Here is a 15,290-nt window from a genome sequence, read left to right as displayed (position 1 = left end):
ATGACGCTTCATGACCGACCGAGGGGGCGCGCCTCTGATTTTAGCGGATTGTTTGCCGCCGCGTTCGTGATCATGATCGCAACGCCGCTTGTGATCCATTGCTGGCAAGGCTCCGCGGCCGTCTTGCGCGACGAAAAGCGAAACGCCGCGGCATTTCCGTCTCTGCCGGGGAAGGACCGTCCCGTTCGGACCTTCGTGCGCGAATTGGATGCATACCTGAAAGATAACTACGGGCTGCGAAACTGGCTGCTCTCTTCCTACAACGTGGTTAAGTATCGCGTGTTCGGCAACTACGACACCGGATCTGGCCGCGCATTATTCGGCAAGAACCGCTGGATGTACTACACGCAATTTGAACAGATAGACGCGTACCGCGGGCGCTACGTCGTACCTGAGAGCCACCTTAAGGAAGTTGCCGATGGTCTCAAGCGCCAATACGACGCTGTCACGTCGCGGGGAATGACTTATGCCGCTGTCATTGCTCCAAACAAGCAATCGATCTATCCGGAAAATCTGCCAGACTGGGCGCAGCGGTCCTTGGGGTCGAGTGCGACCGATCAGATCCTGGCATATGTTAAGCAGCAATACCCCGAAATCATCGTCATCGATACCCGCGATGGCGTTCGCAACGCGAAGCACCTCGCCCCCTTGTTTGTTCCGACCGATATCCATTGGACCATGCAGGCGGGCTATTTCGCCAACGCAGAAATCATTACGTCGCTGCAAAAAGCAAACGTCAATATCCCTGATCCATCTCCCTGGTCGGAATATGCGGTCACCCCGCAGCAGGACGTCGGCGGTGACCTCAGCGCGCTAATCAGTTTGAGAGCACACCTGAAGGAAACAATTTACGCGGTGACGAAAAGCGGCGGCTTCCGCAGCCGAAGGGATCCGACAAGTCCCTATATGCAGTTTCCTACCCTGGATTCGTTTCATCCGACCTTTGTGTACAAGATCGACGATGACAGGCTGCCCAGGGTGCTGGTATTTCGCAACAGCTTCTTCACGTCGCTCATGCCATTTTTCTCGGAGCATTTTCGTGAAACGATTATCTTGTGGCGTGACTTCGATACCGCCTATATTGACAAAGTTCATCCGGATATCGTGGTCCGTCAGTTCTTCGAAATGGAATTGTTTCAGCCTTCGCCGGAGACGCTGAAACAGTTCGTGGAGCGGCCTAGGTCCAGCGAGAGCCGCTGACTTGCTTTGAGTCACTGCGGGACTTTTCAGGGATTGGTGCCTGTAGCCTCTTCAGGCATGGTTCGGGTACAAACAATGGAAAACATTTTGAACATCACTCCTACAGCCGCACCGGCAGTCGCCGCTGGCACGGTCAAATTCGGCAATGACCTACCGATGTCGGTCATCGCCGGCCCTTGCCAGCTCGAGAGCCGCGCACATGCGCTCGAGGTTGCCGGCGCCCTGAAGGAGATCGCGACGCGGCTGAAAATCGGGCTCATCTACAAGACCTCTTTCGACAAGGCCAACCGCACCAGCGCATCGGCTGCGCGCGGCATCGGACTGAAACAGGCGCTGCCAATCTTCGCCGAAATCCGCGCCTCGCTTGGACTGTCCGTACTCACCGACGTCCACGAGGTTTCACAATGCGCCGAGGTGGCGCAGGCCGTGGATGTGTTGCAGATCCCGGCCTTCCTGTGCCGGCAGACCGATCTCCTGTTGGCAGCCGCGGCAACCGGCAAGGTCGTTAACGTCAAGAAGGGGCAGTTCCTCGCACCGTGGGATATGGCCAACGTCGTCGCTAAGATCACGAGCGCAGGCAATCGCAACGTGCTGATCACCGAGCGCGGCGCGTCCTTCGGCTACAACACGCTTGTGTCGGACATGCGGGCACTGCCGATCCTTGCGCGGACCACCGGTGCCCCCGTCGTTTTCGATGCCACGCATTCGGTGCAGCAGCCCGGCGGCAAGGGCACGTCATCCGGCGGCGAGCGCGAATTCGTGCCGGTGCTTGCGCGGGCAGCGGTCGCGGTCGGAGTCGCCGGCGTGTTCATCGAAACCCATCCCGATCCCGATCATGCCCCGTCCGACGGTCCCAACATGGTACCGTTGCGCGAGTTCGAAGATCTGGTACGGACTCTGATGGCATTCGACACGCTTGCCAAGGGTCAAGCTTCGGCGAGTCCGATGAAATCGGAATAGCACTGGACGACGACTTGTTTGTTATCAATGCCTAGAGCATGCTGCAATTGCAGTGCGCTATCCTAGGCAACACCTATTCGTAACAAGTCGTGTATGTGCACGATGCCAACTGGTTTTGCCGCATCAGTCACATAAACCGCGGTGATTTTTGAGGCATTGAGCATTTGGAGAATTTCGCCGGCAAGACAATCGGCGGTGACCGTTTTCGGGTTCTTCGTCATCACGTCCTCTACCCTCGCATTCGTCAGATCTGGACGCATGTGCCGGCGCAAATCGCCATCAGTTATGATGCCGACGATGTCGCCGCAACTGTCGACGATGCCAACGCAACCGAATCCCTTTGACGACATTTCGATCAACGCCTCTGCCATGTTCGTGCCGAGTGGCTTCAGTGGCATAGTATCACCGACATGCATCAGATCTCGCGCATGTTTTAGCATGGCGCCGAGCTTGCCGCCTGGATGCAGCACGCTAAAATCGACTGGGGTGAAGCCGCGACTTTGCAAGAGCGCGATCGCTAACGCGTCGCCTAGCGATAATAACATCAACGACGAAGTGGTAGGCGCCAGATTATGCGGGCAAGCCTCGCGCACTCTAGGCAAAGCCAAGACTATATCGGCCGCCCTCCCCAAGGTCGAACGTTCATTCGCGGTCATCACAATCAGCGGAATCTTAAACCGACTGGCGTAGTTGATAAGGTTCTTCATTTCCTGTTGTTCGCCGGACCACGACAGCGCCAGAATAACGTCACGGTCGGTGATCATACCGAGATCGCCATGGCTCGCTTCCGCAGCGTGCACAAAGAAGGCAGGCGTCCCGGTGGACGCAAAAGTAGCGGAAATCTTGCGTCCGATATGGCCCGACTTGCCGAGACCCGTGACAATCAGACGTCCACTTGTATTGAGAATAAGTTCGACCGCTTCCCCAAAGGCACTACCAAGATCCGCGGCTAGTGCTGCCGCCAGCGCGCGAACGCCCTCAGCTTCTGCCTCAAGCGTCTCTAATGCGGATGTAATCGCCGTGTCATTGCCTTTTGGGGATTTGGATGTCCGGAGTTCGGTATGTGCCATAGCCAGTTCCTAAAGAAACAGTTGGTAACGGAACGCGTCCTGCGTGGTCTGCACCAACCCGCGCTCAGCGAGTACTCGGCAACTGCTTGAAGTTAGAGCCTTGCATGCCATCAATCAGCCGCACAGCAGGTCAGCACATAGACGGCCATTTGCCTTCAATGACTGGCAAAAAGCAGGATACGACGACCATTGCGCTCTTGCCGCTCCTCGGCAATCCTGACCGAGGCAAAGCCCGCTTGTCGGAGCAAGGCCTCGATATCCGACTGAAGCAACCATTTGGCGTGATCATACATGCCTGAAAACACTTCGGCAGTGCCACCTTCCTTGTAATGTTGGTAGCGGTACTGCTTCCCGTCGACCTCGTACACGCTGCGTGCCATATCGGGAATCGCGACGTGTGTGTCAAGCATGATCCCGTCCTTCGCGACCTTACCCAGAGCAAGCAAGTGTCGAACGGGATCCTTGAGATGGTAGAGTACCCCGACATGATGAATCAGGTCTGTTTCAGGTAATGTGGCGAGATCAGAAGATAGATCCAAGTTGCACACAAAGACATTCGGGCAGTAGCCGAACATCGCGCAGCGGACGATGGTCTTCACCACATTTTCAATGCGAGAATCCACGGCGACCACTTTCGCTCCGAAGCCAAGCAGGCCCACAGTATGTACACCCTCAAAGCAACCCGCCTCGAGGACCGTTTTGCCGCTCAGTTTGAATATCTGATTCATCGTTTGAATGCGCCTATCAGGAATGACCTGCGGCGCGTCGCGCTTTCCCTTCCACGCAATGTTGCCGAAGCGGCGGCCATGACTATCAACCGTGAAGCATCTCCATGGAAGCAATGCGTTCAAATGCCTGAGATCGTCGTCGGACATTGCATCGACGTGACGCGTCGGCACGCGATGCCGATCAAAGCCGCCAAATTCGATCTTGTTGCCCGCAACGCCGACGGCCGCAGCCGAAGAAATTCTTTTCCAGATACTCGACCAAAGCGTCATAATGAATTCCAAACGGCTATGAGTTGGGGAGCTTCGCAGGGAAGCGACTGGTGCCATTAACACCGGACCGAAACTATCCAAACAAAGACCTCAGTTCCGGAGCGCGGGCTTTGGACCAGCCGCGTAGAGCAATTCCAAGCCGCAAGACCCTGGGCAGGCATCCTTGTATTGAGTGCCACGCTCAGTTAAAATACCTGCTCGTCTTGCGCTAGGTCAATGCGCGCGACCACGCCCAAACGCCTAGTGTACCCGACCCAATCTGATGGAGACGACGTGTGACGCTTGAAACGCCGGTTCGGATATTCGTTGGCACTGACCGCTCGCAAATGGTCGGCGTCAAGGTGCTGGAATACTCGGTAAAACGCCATACCGATCTTCCAGTCGAAGTCACACCCCTCATCGATGTCAAGCTGCCAGAACCTCGCGACCCGCGGCAGCGCCAACGAACCGGGTTCAGCTTTGCCCGATTCGCCATCCCGAGGCTCGCCAATTACCGCGGCAGGGCACTGTACACCGATGCCGACATGCTGGTGTTCAAGGACATTCGCGAATTATGGTCGGTCGATTTCGAAGGAGCGAAAGTCGTCGTTCAGGAAGAGCTTCCAGACCAACACGCCAAACACCGGAAGGCATTCGCGCCGGGCAAGCGGGTCAAGCAATGCTCGGTAATGCTGATCGATTGCGAAGCCGCAAAATGGGATCCAGAGGAGATCGTGCGCGGGCTCGACGACTCTTATAGCTATGAAGATTTGATGCAGAACCTGTGCATCCTGCGTGAAGACGAAGTTTCCTACCGGGTGCCCTTCCGATGGAATAGCCTTGAACATTACGACGATACCACATGCCTGATCCACTACACGGACATGCCTACCCAGCCGTGGGTTTCCGCGGACAATCCAAACGGGTACCTTTGGTCGAACGAGGTCCGCCGCATGCTTGCCGATGGCGCTCTCAGCTTGGCCGAGCTCGAACAGGAGAAAGCGCTTGGCTTTTTGCGCCCCTCGTTTCTGACCGAGCTCAAGATGGTCGATGACTCCGCCAAGCTGACCAAGGAGCAGACAAGGGCTCTGGTCGCAGAAGACAAAGTTGCCCATTTCGTCAAGCATGCATCGTTGACCGAGGCGCGCGAGCGACGAAGGCAAGAGATAAAGGAGTACGAGAAGCAGGTCAGGAGTGGACAGGTTTCGTCCGGACCGACGTTCCCTCGCCCGGGTCTCTTAGACCGCTTGCGTGCGCGGCTTGCCCGCTGAGGAGTGTCCCCTGACTCGCGATCGTATTCTTGTGACCGGCGGCGCCGGCTTCATCGGTTCGCGGCTCGTACGCCAACTTTGCGTAACTGCCGAAAAGACTGTGGTGTTCGACAGCCTGCACCCGCAAGTCCATGGCGAAGGGGCGACCTTTCCGGACGAAGGGGCAAACGTGATCTGCATGAAAGCGGATATTCGCGATAGCGATGCCCTGAGAAGCGCGATCAGCGATCACGCTCCGACACTTGTATATCATCTCGCCGCGGAAACCGGCACCGGACAATCCTACGATCTCATTTCGCGCTACTGCGATGTCAATGTCGGCGGCACGGCCCGCCTTATCGAGGCATTGCGTCAAAGCAGCTCCCCACCACGCCGGGTCGTGCTCGCCAGTTCCCGTGCAGTATATGGCGAGGGTGCGTTCCAGACCGACAACGGGTCGCTAATCATCCCGGCTCCACGTCGCGAGGAACGGCTAAAGGCGGGCGATTTCGTGCCACGCGATCTCGCCGGTAGAGCCTTGAGGCCGGTTCCAACGCCGGAAAGCCTGCCTCCAGCGCCCGCTTCGATCTATGGCTCCACGAAACTGATGCAGGAATACCTGCTGGAGCAAGGTCTTGCCGGCATGGCCACTGAGCTGGTGCTGTTGAGATTTCAGAACGTGTACGGGCCAGGCCAGAGCTTGCGTAACCCCTACACGGGCGTGCTGTCGATCTTCTGCTCGCAGATCCTCGCAGGAAGAACGCTCAACATTTTTGAAGACGGCGAAATCGTGCGCGATTTTGTCTTTGTTGATGATGTGGTTGAGGCGTTAGTGAAGGCCGGCGCCGCCGCAGCCCCAGGCAGCACGCCGATAAATATTGGCAGCGGCACGCCAGCAAGTATCCTTGGCACCGCGCAATTCTTGCTAAAAATACTTGGAGCGCCGGAGGATAGATTTTTGATCTCCGGCGACTTCCGCGTCGGCGATATCCGCCACTCCGTAGCCGATATCGCGCGCGCGCGCGAGCGTCTCAATTGGAAGCCGCGCTTTTCCCTGGAGAAAGGCCTTGAGGCATTGGCGGATTGGGCACGCCAAGAAGCCTCCTCATCGCGCTAGACTGATAGGGCGAGATCAGAGGTCGCGATCAACGCGGCAAACATACATGACGCGGAAATCTCCGGCCGCGTCGCCAAACGGATTGGGATGTAGTTGCCGAGCAATATAGGGAAAGCCGACGGCCTTCAACGCGCGAAGAAGCTCCGCTTCCTGGGCCCAAAATGAGAAAGTGTTGTCGAGCGAGCTACGGACCCTGCGCTCGAGTTCCTCTGGAGTGAGCCCATCCGGATGCTCTCGATACAATCGCCCGGCATAGCCGTCTTTGTTCGTCATCGGCTCGGAAAGGCGCTTTCCGAACCGCACGTCGGCGCCGTTTTCGGCCGTGTGCGTGTAGAGCATCAACGTGTCCGAAGTGACTTCGCGCAGAAGGTTGAGCATCGGCAGAAAGTCATCGGCCCCCAGATGATGCAGAATACCGAAAAACAACACGAGTTCGAATTTGCCCAACTCCGCTGGAGAGATCTTCCTGACGTCGCCGTGTTGAAAATTCGCGTTGCTTGCACCGAAACATCTGGCGATAAACCGCGAGCGATCGACATAGAGCTTTCTACCTTCGATGCCGAGGACCCTGCCGGCGCCAGCCATAGCCAACTCAATCGAATGCTGCCCTTCCGCGCTGGTCAAATCGAGTACTGAAAGGCCCTCGACCCGGCCGCGGCGCGTAACGAAGGGAACCGAATCGACAACCTGCGTTCCAATGATCTTTAGGCCCTTTGCTTTGCCGAAATAACGCTCGTTGCTAGGTGTAATTGTTTCTCCGGCTTCGCCGAGATCATAATAATGCGCCCAAGGCTGCTCCGGCGAAAGCTGTGCAAGGCCCGCTCGAATCTCGGCACTACTCAAGACAGGCTTAAACTTCTGCATCGGCATAGGATGGCCGATCATCTGCTTGGCCGCGGCTGCCGCATCAACAACGCCGCCAACCGTTGGACCAGCGACCACCGCACGGGCTGGATTACCCGGACTAGCAGCAGGTTTGACTGCGTCACGCACGCTCTTCAACAGACCTCTAATCATGCAAAACTCCTCCCGGAAGAGAGCCGGCGCGCTTTGTCGAGACTGTCGACGTTCGGACCTTTCGATACCCCAGCGCCCGCCATATCCGCAACAACCAAATCCGTTACGCGCGAGATGCAGTCGCCATCGAGGCGGGTACGCTCCCGGAAAATGGCATTTTGGTCAATCAAAGCGGCTGGTTCGGTCAGGGCTAAATCGGCAAACGCGAGCCAATCCGCGACATTCCGAATTTGCGGCAATGGGCGGTAGACATCAAGGTTTAGGCCGTACGCCGCCATCGCGACTGGCACGCCGAGCTCGGTCGCATCCAGCGCTACTGTCGATGGTGTCGTTATTACACATTTGCAGTGGGGAATGACCGCTGCTGCTGTATACGGCTCCCACTTCGGATCGTCGGGATCGGCAATGATCACGTTACTCCCATATCCCTCAAGCCTGCCAGGCTTCGCAAGGTATTTTCCGGCGTGATGAGGCTTGAGGAGAAATACAAACTCCGGCCGTGTGGCAGCCGCCGCCAGAAGATCCCGAACAAAGTTGTCGCGGTAGGACTGCGGATATCGCTCCCAGTGCAAATTCTCGAACACGCCGACCACGTTACGACCGGACAATTCGGGAAAGTCGACATTAATTCGTACGATCTCAGCCGACCGGCCGACAGCAAATGCCTTGCGGCGCGTCTCCTCCGCGGTGGTTTCCGGCAGGTTCTCCGGCGCCGCCCAAATCAGGACGCGATCGGAAGCAAACCTGATTTCGGGGCCGTGGGTTTCGTCGAAGTAGGTGAGACCTATATTCTCTAGTCCGTGCTGGAATGTGTAGGTTCGAACGCCATTGGCGTTCGCCGCGATTGTCAACTTATGGTTGAACAGGTGTGCGCGCGCGGTCGATTCCGACGCGGAAACCAAGACGTCCAGACCGCGGACACTTTGGTCGTTGCCCAGCAGAACCTGCTCGCGTTCGACGACGGATGGAACCACGGCAAGTTCTACCAATGCCCTCCCAATTCGCGGCGACCTCGATAGCGAGGTATCGGATAAGAGAACCCTAAGCTCGAAACGCGGATTTTTCCGCCAAGCGTCGATCAGAGGGCGCAGGACGTCGAGATCTTGCGTCAAATCGAGCAGAATGCCTGCCTTGATGCGTCCATTCGCGCTGCCGCGCGTCACCTTCGAATGCGGAGCGCACCGCAAGAGATGGTCCCATTGCTGGCCGATCGCTTTGGGCGAATACAACGCATCGAGAATAGGCGCAGCCTTGTCGAGACACCGCTTTGCCGTCATGGGATCTGTCAAAAGTTGTCGAAGATTCTGCTCCCAATTTTCGAACAGAACAGCCTCGCCCAGTGGTTCGAGTGCCTTCAGCGGTGAAGCGACCGCCGGCACGCCATGTTGAAGGGCCATGACTACGCGATTCGCCGATTTGGTCTCAGAGAAGTCATCTCGCGTTGAGGGAAATAGACAAGCCGTAGCCCTCTTCAGACTTGAAAAGATCACAGAGGGCGACCACCCGAAGTAACGCGACCGAAACCTCAGCGGCGCGATTGCTGATTCGTATTTCTTCTGATGGTTACTGATAACCCACACTTCGAAGTCGTATTCTTGCGCAAGCCGCTCCAGGGCCGGAGCAACCTGGAACAGTGAAAGCATCCCGAAATTGCTGTGGGGCGAGCCGTGATTGCCGAACCAAAGAAACACCGGACAATCCGAACGCGCTGGACCGGGAGCAGCACCATCGTTGGTGCGAGGCAAAGTCCGTTCCTTGCGCGAAGCGGCTAGCCTCAGTCGGTCCCAAGCGATTCTGGACGCTTGCTCCGGAGATTTCCGAAAATGATTCGCAAACACCAAGCCGCGCTTCACCATGGACGATTTCGACGGCCTGACCATATTGGCATCAAGATAAGCAGTCGCGGCCCCATACGACTTGGCTGTTTCGATTTGGTCCGGGATGATCTCGAAGCGCGTTCCCGGAAACATGGTTGGGCGGATGGCACTCGCCATGGCCTCAGTCGTAACCACCACCGCGTCGACGAGCGCACTAGCTGCACTGAGCCACATGCGCTGAAGCTGCGACGCATGCTTTTCGTATTCGATGACGATCGTATTGTCGCACAGGTCAATGAAAATAAGCTTATTGAGCAGCGCAGCAGCGTCGATGAGACGTAGGGAATGCGGATCAAGCCGTTTTACCAGGACAATGGCATCGAGTTCCTGCACGTCACGCAGAGCGTCGAGCGAGTTCAAGTATACTCTGCTCTTGTGCCCCAGTTCGTCGATTGCGAGTGCCGGATAAAGGACGCGGTACCGCGTGCTTGCGATCCGGACATGGCCACCCTGTACAATCCAACCGATTAGCATCTTTAATCTTCAATCTTCCGCTGTCCGTAACCATCCATAGTCCAGCGCGGCCCGGTCTAAAAGGCCTCAAGACCCTCCGCTTCGTCGAAATCATCGATTTTTCTGTTGTTTTCAATTGAAACGCCAGAAAACGTCCATTCTCTCGGCTGATAGAACGCGCAATGCTTGGTTTTGCCGCTGTCGATAACGACCAACCGCAGCTTTTCGACCATATCGACGAGATCTTGAAGATTCCCCCGCGTGATCGCGATCTTGAGATTATATATCCCAGGGGGAAGGGTTACCGGAGCAAATGCAACCTCGATCGTCGCCTCGGTTCCATCCGCTCGCATCGTGCCGACGTCAGCGGACGAGGTTATGACTTGAACGTTTTGGGGCGTGCCGTGGCTTAGGTCGGCAATCACCAGAAGAATACTAAGTTCATCCTCAGAAGCGGTCGTCCTGACGGAGATGGAGAGTGAACCAGGTTCTCCACTTCGCCAATGGCCTGCATCGCTCATCCCCGGCATTTCCAATTTGGCGCCCGTGATGGCTGTCTTCTTGGTAGCCTTTGCTATCGAGATATTTCCCGAGTCGGGCTTAGCCGCAATCTTCGAATTGGCGGCCCTGGCAACGCTGATGGAGTCGGCCTCATATGCTTTAACGACCTCGTCGGATGGTCCGAGCGCCGCTTCCTTGCCTTCCTTGAGATACAGGCATCGATCGGTCAGCATCTCGATCGTGACAGCGCTGTGAGATACCAGCAGCATCGACGTCCCGGCCCTGCGAAGCTCATTGATTCGGTTGCGGCATTTCATCCGGAACGGAGCATCGCCTACGGCCAGCACCTCATCGACGATCAGAATTTCGGGTGACGTGTGTACTGCACATGCAAAGCCGAGCCGCATCTGCATGCCCGTGCTGTAAGTACCCAACGGCGCCTCGATCGCGTTATGCAATTCGGCGAAGTCGACGACGGAGTCGTAACGCCGGTTGATCTCACCAGCAGTTATGCCGAGAATTGACATGTTCAGATAGATATTCTCGCGTCCCGACAGTGACTGCTTAAAGCCGGCTCCGAGCGCCAACATCGGTGCGACCCGGCCCTGCAAACAGACTTCCCCCTTCGTCGGCCGCAGAATTCCCGCGATGATCCGCAAGAGCGTTGTTTTCCCGCTACCGTTCAGACCAATTATTCCGATTGCAGAACCACGCTCAAGATCGAAAGAAATATCCTGCAAGGCCCAGAATTCGCTGGGCCGCAACACGGGATTAGGCGAGCGCCCGGTCACAGCCCGCGCGATATCCTCCGCGCCATACACAAACGATCGCTTGAGCGATCGTGCGAATTTTTTCGAGATGCCACGAACGGAAATGCAGATGTCTTTTTCCGAGGCCATCACCGTCCTCCAATCAGCATTCGCTCAACCACAATTGGCAATGCGATGCGGATCAGGATCGTGCCCACAACAACCAAAAGAACGGACACAAGTACGACGGCGAGGAATGCCGGCGCCACCGACGTCAGGCCGCCGGTCTCGACGCCTTCACGCGCCGCCGCCATTACGATCGAGAGCGGATTGATCTGGATCACTCGGCCAAATACGCCGCTATGCGGTGCATAAAAGGCCGCAGAGACGAAGATACCATAGGCAATGAATAGCCTGACTGTATTCCGGAGATCCTCAAACAGGATCATGAAAGGGGCCAACAACATTCCGACGCCGAGCCCCATCAACACCGATGTCACAATCGAAACCAGCAAGATCAGCGCACCGGCAAACGACAATATCCCATACGCCGCGATGACTGCGCACAGAAAAACATATCGGGCGGCAGCGCCGACAAGCGCTTCGTAGACTTGCACTAGCACGATGGCTTCCCGAGGGAAATTGACCCGGGTCAGATACGACCGCGCGTTGTCGAATGCCTGATAGGGGACATCGAGAAGCTCAACGAAGATCATCCAGATGACGACACCGATGAAGACGAACAGGGTGTAAGGAAGGCCGGTAACGCCAGGGTTGATCGTACCTGCCATTTTGGCCACGGAGACACCTCCGGCGATCACGACCACCGGAACGATCATCCAGAAATAGCCGAGGAACGATTTCCGGTATTTGGCCCCGATAGTCCGCGAGAAAATCTGAAGGGAAAGCACAATGGCTTCCCGGGCACTACGAATAAGGCCGGTTTGAATGAACACGTCGGTTCCCCTGGCAGCAACCGTCTGAGAGCCCCAGCCGCGCCAACGCAGATTGCGCCTATCTGCCCAGCGATTCTCGTAATGAGCCCGCTATTACAGGAACTCCAATTACTCTTTCAAGATGAAAGCCTTTGTCTGGTTTTCTCCATCATCCCCCCAACGGACATGAAAGAGGATTTCGGGCCGATCCTTCAGAAAGTCGTCGATCGCCTGATGGGCCATCGGGAACACCTTGGAATGATAGTCGTCAAAAAAAATCGTACCACCCTGCTTCATTCGACCGTAAAAGTACTCAAGGCACTGCATATGCCCTTCATAAAGATCACAATCGATATTGACGAAATCATATTGAAGCTCGGGCAACGTGGTCAACGTGTCACTGAAGAGCCCTTTGACCAGTTCAATCGAGGCCAGGAGTCCGGCCGCTTCACATCGTTCCCTGACATCTTCGAGGGACGCATCTGCGAACAGCGTGCGCGCCTTGTAGGCTGCCTTGGGCGGTGAAAGGTCGGCATCGATCTCGGATAACGTCGGCAAGCCGCTGAAAGTGTCTAGGCCAAAAAACCTGATCGGCACCCCGAGATCCCGCGCGATGCGGGCGCACGCAATCAACGAATGTCCCTTATAAACACCGCACTCGGCCGCCACGAAAGGGCGGGGGTGGCGAGCCCCAGGCCCTGCCTGCTTGGCAAGATGTTTGTAGAGACACTGCTCAAACGCGACCAGCAACGGAATCTTTTCCTGGTAAAACGACGTGCGCGGCAACGGATGGGGCAGCGCGAGCGCGGTATTGTAAGTCGTGGGACTGGTCGAAGACCCGGAGGGCTGCTCCTCAGCCGTGCTTGTTACTGTTTTGCTCTTCCCAGGAATCAAGACGAATGCTCCAACTGCTCGATGAATGCTCAGGTATAGATGTCGTACAACCGCGGGATAGCTCCGAGCAAGAAGTGAGGCAGAACAAACAGTAAATCCTTGGGTTACTTACTGTTGAACCTTTCCTCAGAGGTGACGCCGCCATGAAATGTTTGCGCTCGTGTTAGCCCCTGAACGCTATTCCTGAAACGTAAGACCACAACTAACTCCAGAAACCCCAAAAATTCGGAGCGCGAGTTCAAGCCCCGCCGCGACCGAATGTCCTCCATCATCAATGGCTTGGGCTGTAAAGCTGCACGTGTCAAGATTGTCAAGACGGCATTAGTTCCGGGCCGCCCCCTCCGCCTTTATCTTACCAACCAATTTTCTTTCGGGCCAGGCGAGTTCCTCAGGCGCTCGGATAAGGATCCTGCCGCCAATCGATACGCATCGCCATTGGGCAGACACGCGATGAGGCAGCCAAGCCGGCAATAGAGCGGGTCGGTATTGAAACTGAACCGCTGGTTGGCTAAAAGCGTTTTATGAGTGAGACTTGGGACCAGACCGACGGTATTAGACAGCGTCAATACCGAAATTATCAAGAGTATTGCGAGCATCAGGTTTCGAAGCTCGCAACCCTGGACCTCAGCAGGTATAGTGCCCAGTTTCGAAGCGCTTTAGCAAAGCGCATCGATGCATTGTCTGCTCTCCCGCGAGGGTCGACGGTTCTTTGCCTTGGAGCTCGCAACGGCGCTGAATGCGAGGTTTTCATTGAAAACGGCTTCTTTGCCGTTGGGATCGATCTGAATCCAGGACCCAACAATCAAACTGTGCTTACGGGCGACTTTCATCATCTGCAATTCGCAGACGGGACGGTCGACGTAGTTTTCAGTAATGCCCTTGATCATGCATTCGATTTCAAGGAAGTCATGAGCGAGATTCGGCGCGTTCTAAAACCAACTGGTCTGTTTGTTGCTGAGATCGTTCGCGGTTCTAAAGACGAGGACGGGCGCGAGCCAGGCGCGTACGAAAGCGTTTGGTGGGATTACGTCGATGAAGTTGTGACTCGCATTCAGAAACATGAATTCAGAATGTTGAAGCGAACGCGCTTTAGCTATCCCTGGAATGGCGATCAGTGCATTTTCGAGCAAGGTAACCGCTGATTTGGGTGGTCGGCCGGGTAAACCTTAGCGCAGCTCATGATCGGCTTAAAATTTCACAGCCTCTAAACGGACCACCGAACCCCTCGCTCGTAAACGTCAAAAAAGGTTGCGCCACCTGCCATCGAATTGGAAGCCGGACAACAACCCTTTCCCCAATTCGCAAGGACGTGCAGGTGCTGACTTCCTAAAGTCGGCCCAGCAAAGCCGCGAGGAAAAGTCCGATATTGTCGATGAGGTTTTGTCGATACACGCCCGATTTCCAGAGTAGGATCAGACGCTTTACGCGCCGCGACTGCCGGGCTGCGACAAAATTATGGAGAACGGCTGCGTTGTCCGGTGTCAGCAGGTCCCGCATCCGGCCGAGACGCTCGAGATTTATGTCATTCCATGTCACGACGCGGCCGTTGAGGAACGCAAGCAAACGCTTAGTCCGAGCGCGAACACCGATATTCGAGCCGATGATATTCTGATCGTGCTGTCTGTATTTAAGGCTCGGCCAAGGATCATAATGCGCGACTCCGCCTACTCCGGTCACGAGCTGATAAGTCCACCAATCGTGCGCAATCAACACTGCGTCCACCGGCGTTGCGCGCAGCTTCAGCCGCGCCTCGCGATTGAAAACCATCGTGTTGCCGCCGCCGATATTCTGCACCAACGCATTCCTGAATACCGGCGGCCGAGTGAAGAGCGGTGAATGTCCACTGGAGGTACCGTCTGGCCCGATGAGTTCGGTACGCGTGAAATACAAGGCAGGCCGCCTCGCATCGTGCGTTCCGAACCAGGTCACAGCGCTAGCAAGCTTCTCCGGAAACCAAATGTCATCCTGATCGCAATAGGCGAACAGGTCACCATCGATCTCGTCATTTCGAACCAGCGACATAAAGTTCTGCCAAAATCCCTGCCGCGGGCCATCGCGCACGGCCACGCGTTGAGAGACGCTCTCAGAAAATGATCTGACAATCCGGATCGTGTCATCCGTCGAGCCATCATCCGAGACCTGCAACTCCCAATTGGAATAGGTCTGAGCGCGTAAGGAAGCGAGCTGCTCCTGCAAATATTCACCACCATCTTTGGTCGCAAGCAGTATGATGATTTTGGGTTGTGCAGGGAACAAGATCCAAGGGCCTTTTGGTCTAGGGTGTGTGTTT

General features: G+C 56.1%; 13 protein-coding genes. 5 read left to right on the top strand and 8 right to left on the bottom strand.

Annotated elements, in window-relative coordinates:
• Positions 1 to 1,200, top strand: coding sequence for an alginate O-acetyltransferase AlgX-related protein (locus V1278_RS15845; RefSeq protein ID WP_334381455.1), 1,200 nt, complete (start codon positions 1 to 3; stop codon positions 1,198 to 1,200).
• A 75-nt stretch (positions 1,201 to 1,275) separates the two neighbouring features.
• Complete coding sequence (gene kdsA / locus V1278_RS15840; RefSeq protein ID WP_442893650.1) at positions 1,276 to 2,160, top strand: 3-deoxy-8-phosphooctulonate synthase; 885 nt, start codon at positions 1,276 to 1,278, stop codon at positions 2,158 to 2,160.
• A 62-nt stretch (positions 2,161 to 2,222) separates the two neighbouring features.
• Here the strand turns inward: kdsA and V1278_RS15835 are convergent, their stop codons facing one another.
• Both V1278_RS15835 and V1278_RS15830 read right to left on the bottom strand, forming a co-directional pair.
• A complete protein-coding gene (locus V1278_RS15835; protein WP_334381454.1) occupies positions 2,223 to 3,230 on the bottom strand; it encodes a KpsF/GutQ family sugar-phosphate isomerase in 1,008 nt (335 codons plus the stop codon).
• Between the two features lie 155 nt (positions 3,231 to 3,385).
• Positions 3,386 to 4,228, bottom strand: coding sequence for a class I SAM-dependent methyltransferase (locus tag V1278_RS15830; protein ID WP_334381453.1), 843 nt, complete (start codon positions 4,226 to 4,228; stop codon positions 3,386 to 3,388).
• Between the two features lie 275 nt (positions 4,229 to 4,503).
• On the opposite strand from V1278_RS15830, the gene V1278_RS15825 reads away from it, so the two are divergent.
• Positions 4,504 to 5,478: a glycosyltransferase gene (locus V1278_RS15825; protein WP_334381452.1), complete on the top strand. Its 975-nt coding sequence runs from the start codon at positions 4,504 to 4,506 to the stop codon at positions 5,476 to 5,478.
• Positions 5,479 to 5,509: 31 nt separating this feature from the next.
• Complete coding sequence (locus V1278_RS15820) at positions 5,510 to 6,574, top strand: NAD-dependent epimerase/dehydratase family protein (protein WP_334381451.1); 1,065 nt, start codon at positions 5,510 to 5,512, stop codon at positions 6,572 to 6,574.
• 15 nt (positions 6,575 to 6,589) lie between these two features.
• Here the strand turns inward: V1278_RS15820 and V1278_RS15815 are convergent, their stop codons facing one another.
• The 5 genes from V1278_RS15815 to V1278_RS15795 form a co-directional block, all read right to left on the bottom strand.
• The gene (locus tag V1278_RS15815; RefSeq protein ID WP_334381450.1) at positions 6,590 to 7,591 is read right to left on the bottom strand and encodes a class I SAM-dependent methyltransferase; all 1,002 of its coding nucleotides are present in this window, start codon (positions 7,589 to 7,591) and stop codon (positions 6,590 to 6,592) included.
• Positions 7,588 to 9,828 (bottom strand): hypothetical protein, encoded by a 2,241-nt coding sequence (locus tag V1278_RS15810; protein WP_334381449.1) that lies wholly within the window; start codon positions 9,826 to 9,828, stop codon positions 7,588 to 7,590. Before V1278_RS15810 ends, V1278_RS15815 begins: the two co-directional genes overlap by 4 nt.
• Before the next feature lie 170 nt (positions 9,829 to 9,998).
• Positions 9,999 to 11,321 carry an ABC transporter ATP-binding protein gene (locus V1278_RS15805; protein WP_334381448.1) on the bottom strand — a complete coding sequence of 441 codons (1,323 nt, stop codon included), beginning with the start codon at positions 11,319 to 11,321 and terminating at the stop codon, positions 9,999 to 10,001.
• Positions 11,321 to 12,127, bottom strand: coding sequence for an ABC transporter permease (locus V1278_RS15800; protein ID WP_334381447.1), 807 nt, complete (start codon positions 12,125 to 12,127; stop codon positions 11,321 to 11,323). Before V1278_RS15800 ends, V1278_RS15805 begins: the two co-directional genes overlap by 1 nt.
• Positions 12,128 to 12,235: 108 nt before the next feature.
• Positions 12,236 to 13,000 (bottom strand): TylF/MycF/NovP-related O-methyltransferase, encoded by a 765-nt coding sequence (locus V1278_RS15795; protein WP_334381446.1) that lies wholly within the window; start codon positions 12,998 to 13,000, stop codon positions 12,236 to 12,238.
• A 521-nt stretch (positions 13,001 to 13,521) separates the two neighbouring features.
• On the opposite strand from V1278_RS15795, the gene V1278_RS15790 reads away from it, so the two are divergent.
• Positions 13,522 to 14,142 (top strand): class I SAM-dependent methyltransferase, encoded by a 621-nt coding sequence (locus tag V1278_RS15790; protein ID WP_334381445.1) that lies wholly within the window; start codon positions 13,522 to 13,524, stop codon positions 14,140 to 14,142.
• 184 nt (positions 14,143 to 14,326) lie between these two features.
• Here the strand turns inward: V1278_RS15790 and V1278_RS15785 are convergent, their stop codons facing one another.
• Positions 14,327 to 15,256 (bottom strand): glycosyltransferase family 2 protein, encoded by a 930-nt coding sequence (locus tag V1278_RS15785; protein ID WP_334381444.1) that lies wholly within the window; start codon positions 15,254 to 15,256, stop codon positions 14,327 to 14,329.
• Between the last annotated feature and the right edge of the window lie 34 nt (positions 15,257 to 15,290).

This window comes from Bradyrhizobium sp. AZCC 1577, assembly GCF_036924575.1.
GTDB lineage: Bacteria > Pseudomonadota > Alphaproteobacteria > Rhizobiales > Xanthobacteraceae > Bradyrhizobium.
The sequence above is the reverse complement of the archived record's forward strand: the minus strand, read 5'-3'. Positions and strand labels throughout refer to the sequence as shown.

Bases quoted from the DNA above. Each gene is read 5' to 3' on its own strand.
- kdsA (WP_442893650.1), top strand. From the start codon at position 1,276: ATGGAAAACATTTTGAACATCACTCCTACAGCCGCACCGGCAGTCGCC.
- V1278_RS15830 (WP_334381453.1), bottom strand. From the start codon at position 4,228: ATGACGCTTTGGTCGAGTATCTGGAAAAGAATTTCTTCGGCTGCGGCC.
- V1278_RS15845 (WP_334381455.1), top strand. From the start codon at position 1: ATGACGCTTCATGACCGACCGAGGGGGCGCGCCTCTGATTTTAGCGGA.
- V1278_RS15805 (WP_334381448.1), bottom strand. From the start codon at position 11,321: ATGGCCTCGGAAAAAGACATCTGCATTTCCGTTCGTGGCATCTCGAAA.
- V1278_RS15835 (WP_334381454.1), bottom strand. From the start codon at position 3,230: ATGGCACATACCGAACTCCGGACATCCAAATCCCCAAAAGGCAATGAC.
- V1278_RS15815 (WP_334381450.1), bottom strand. From the start codon at position 7,591: ATGATTAGAGGTCTGTTGAAGAGCGTGCGTGACGCAGTCAAACCTGCT.
- V1278_RS15790 (WP_334381445.1), top strand. From the start codon at position 13,522: ATGAGTGAGACTTGGGACCAGACCGACGGTATTAGACAGCGTCAATAC.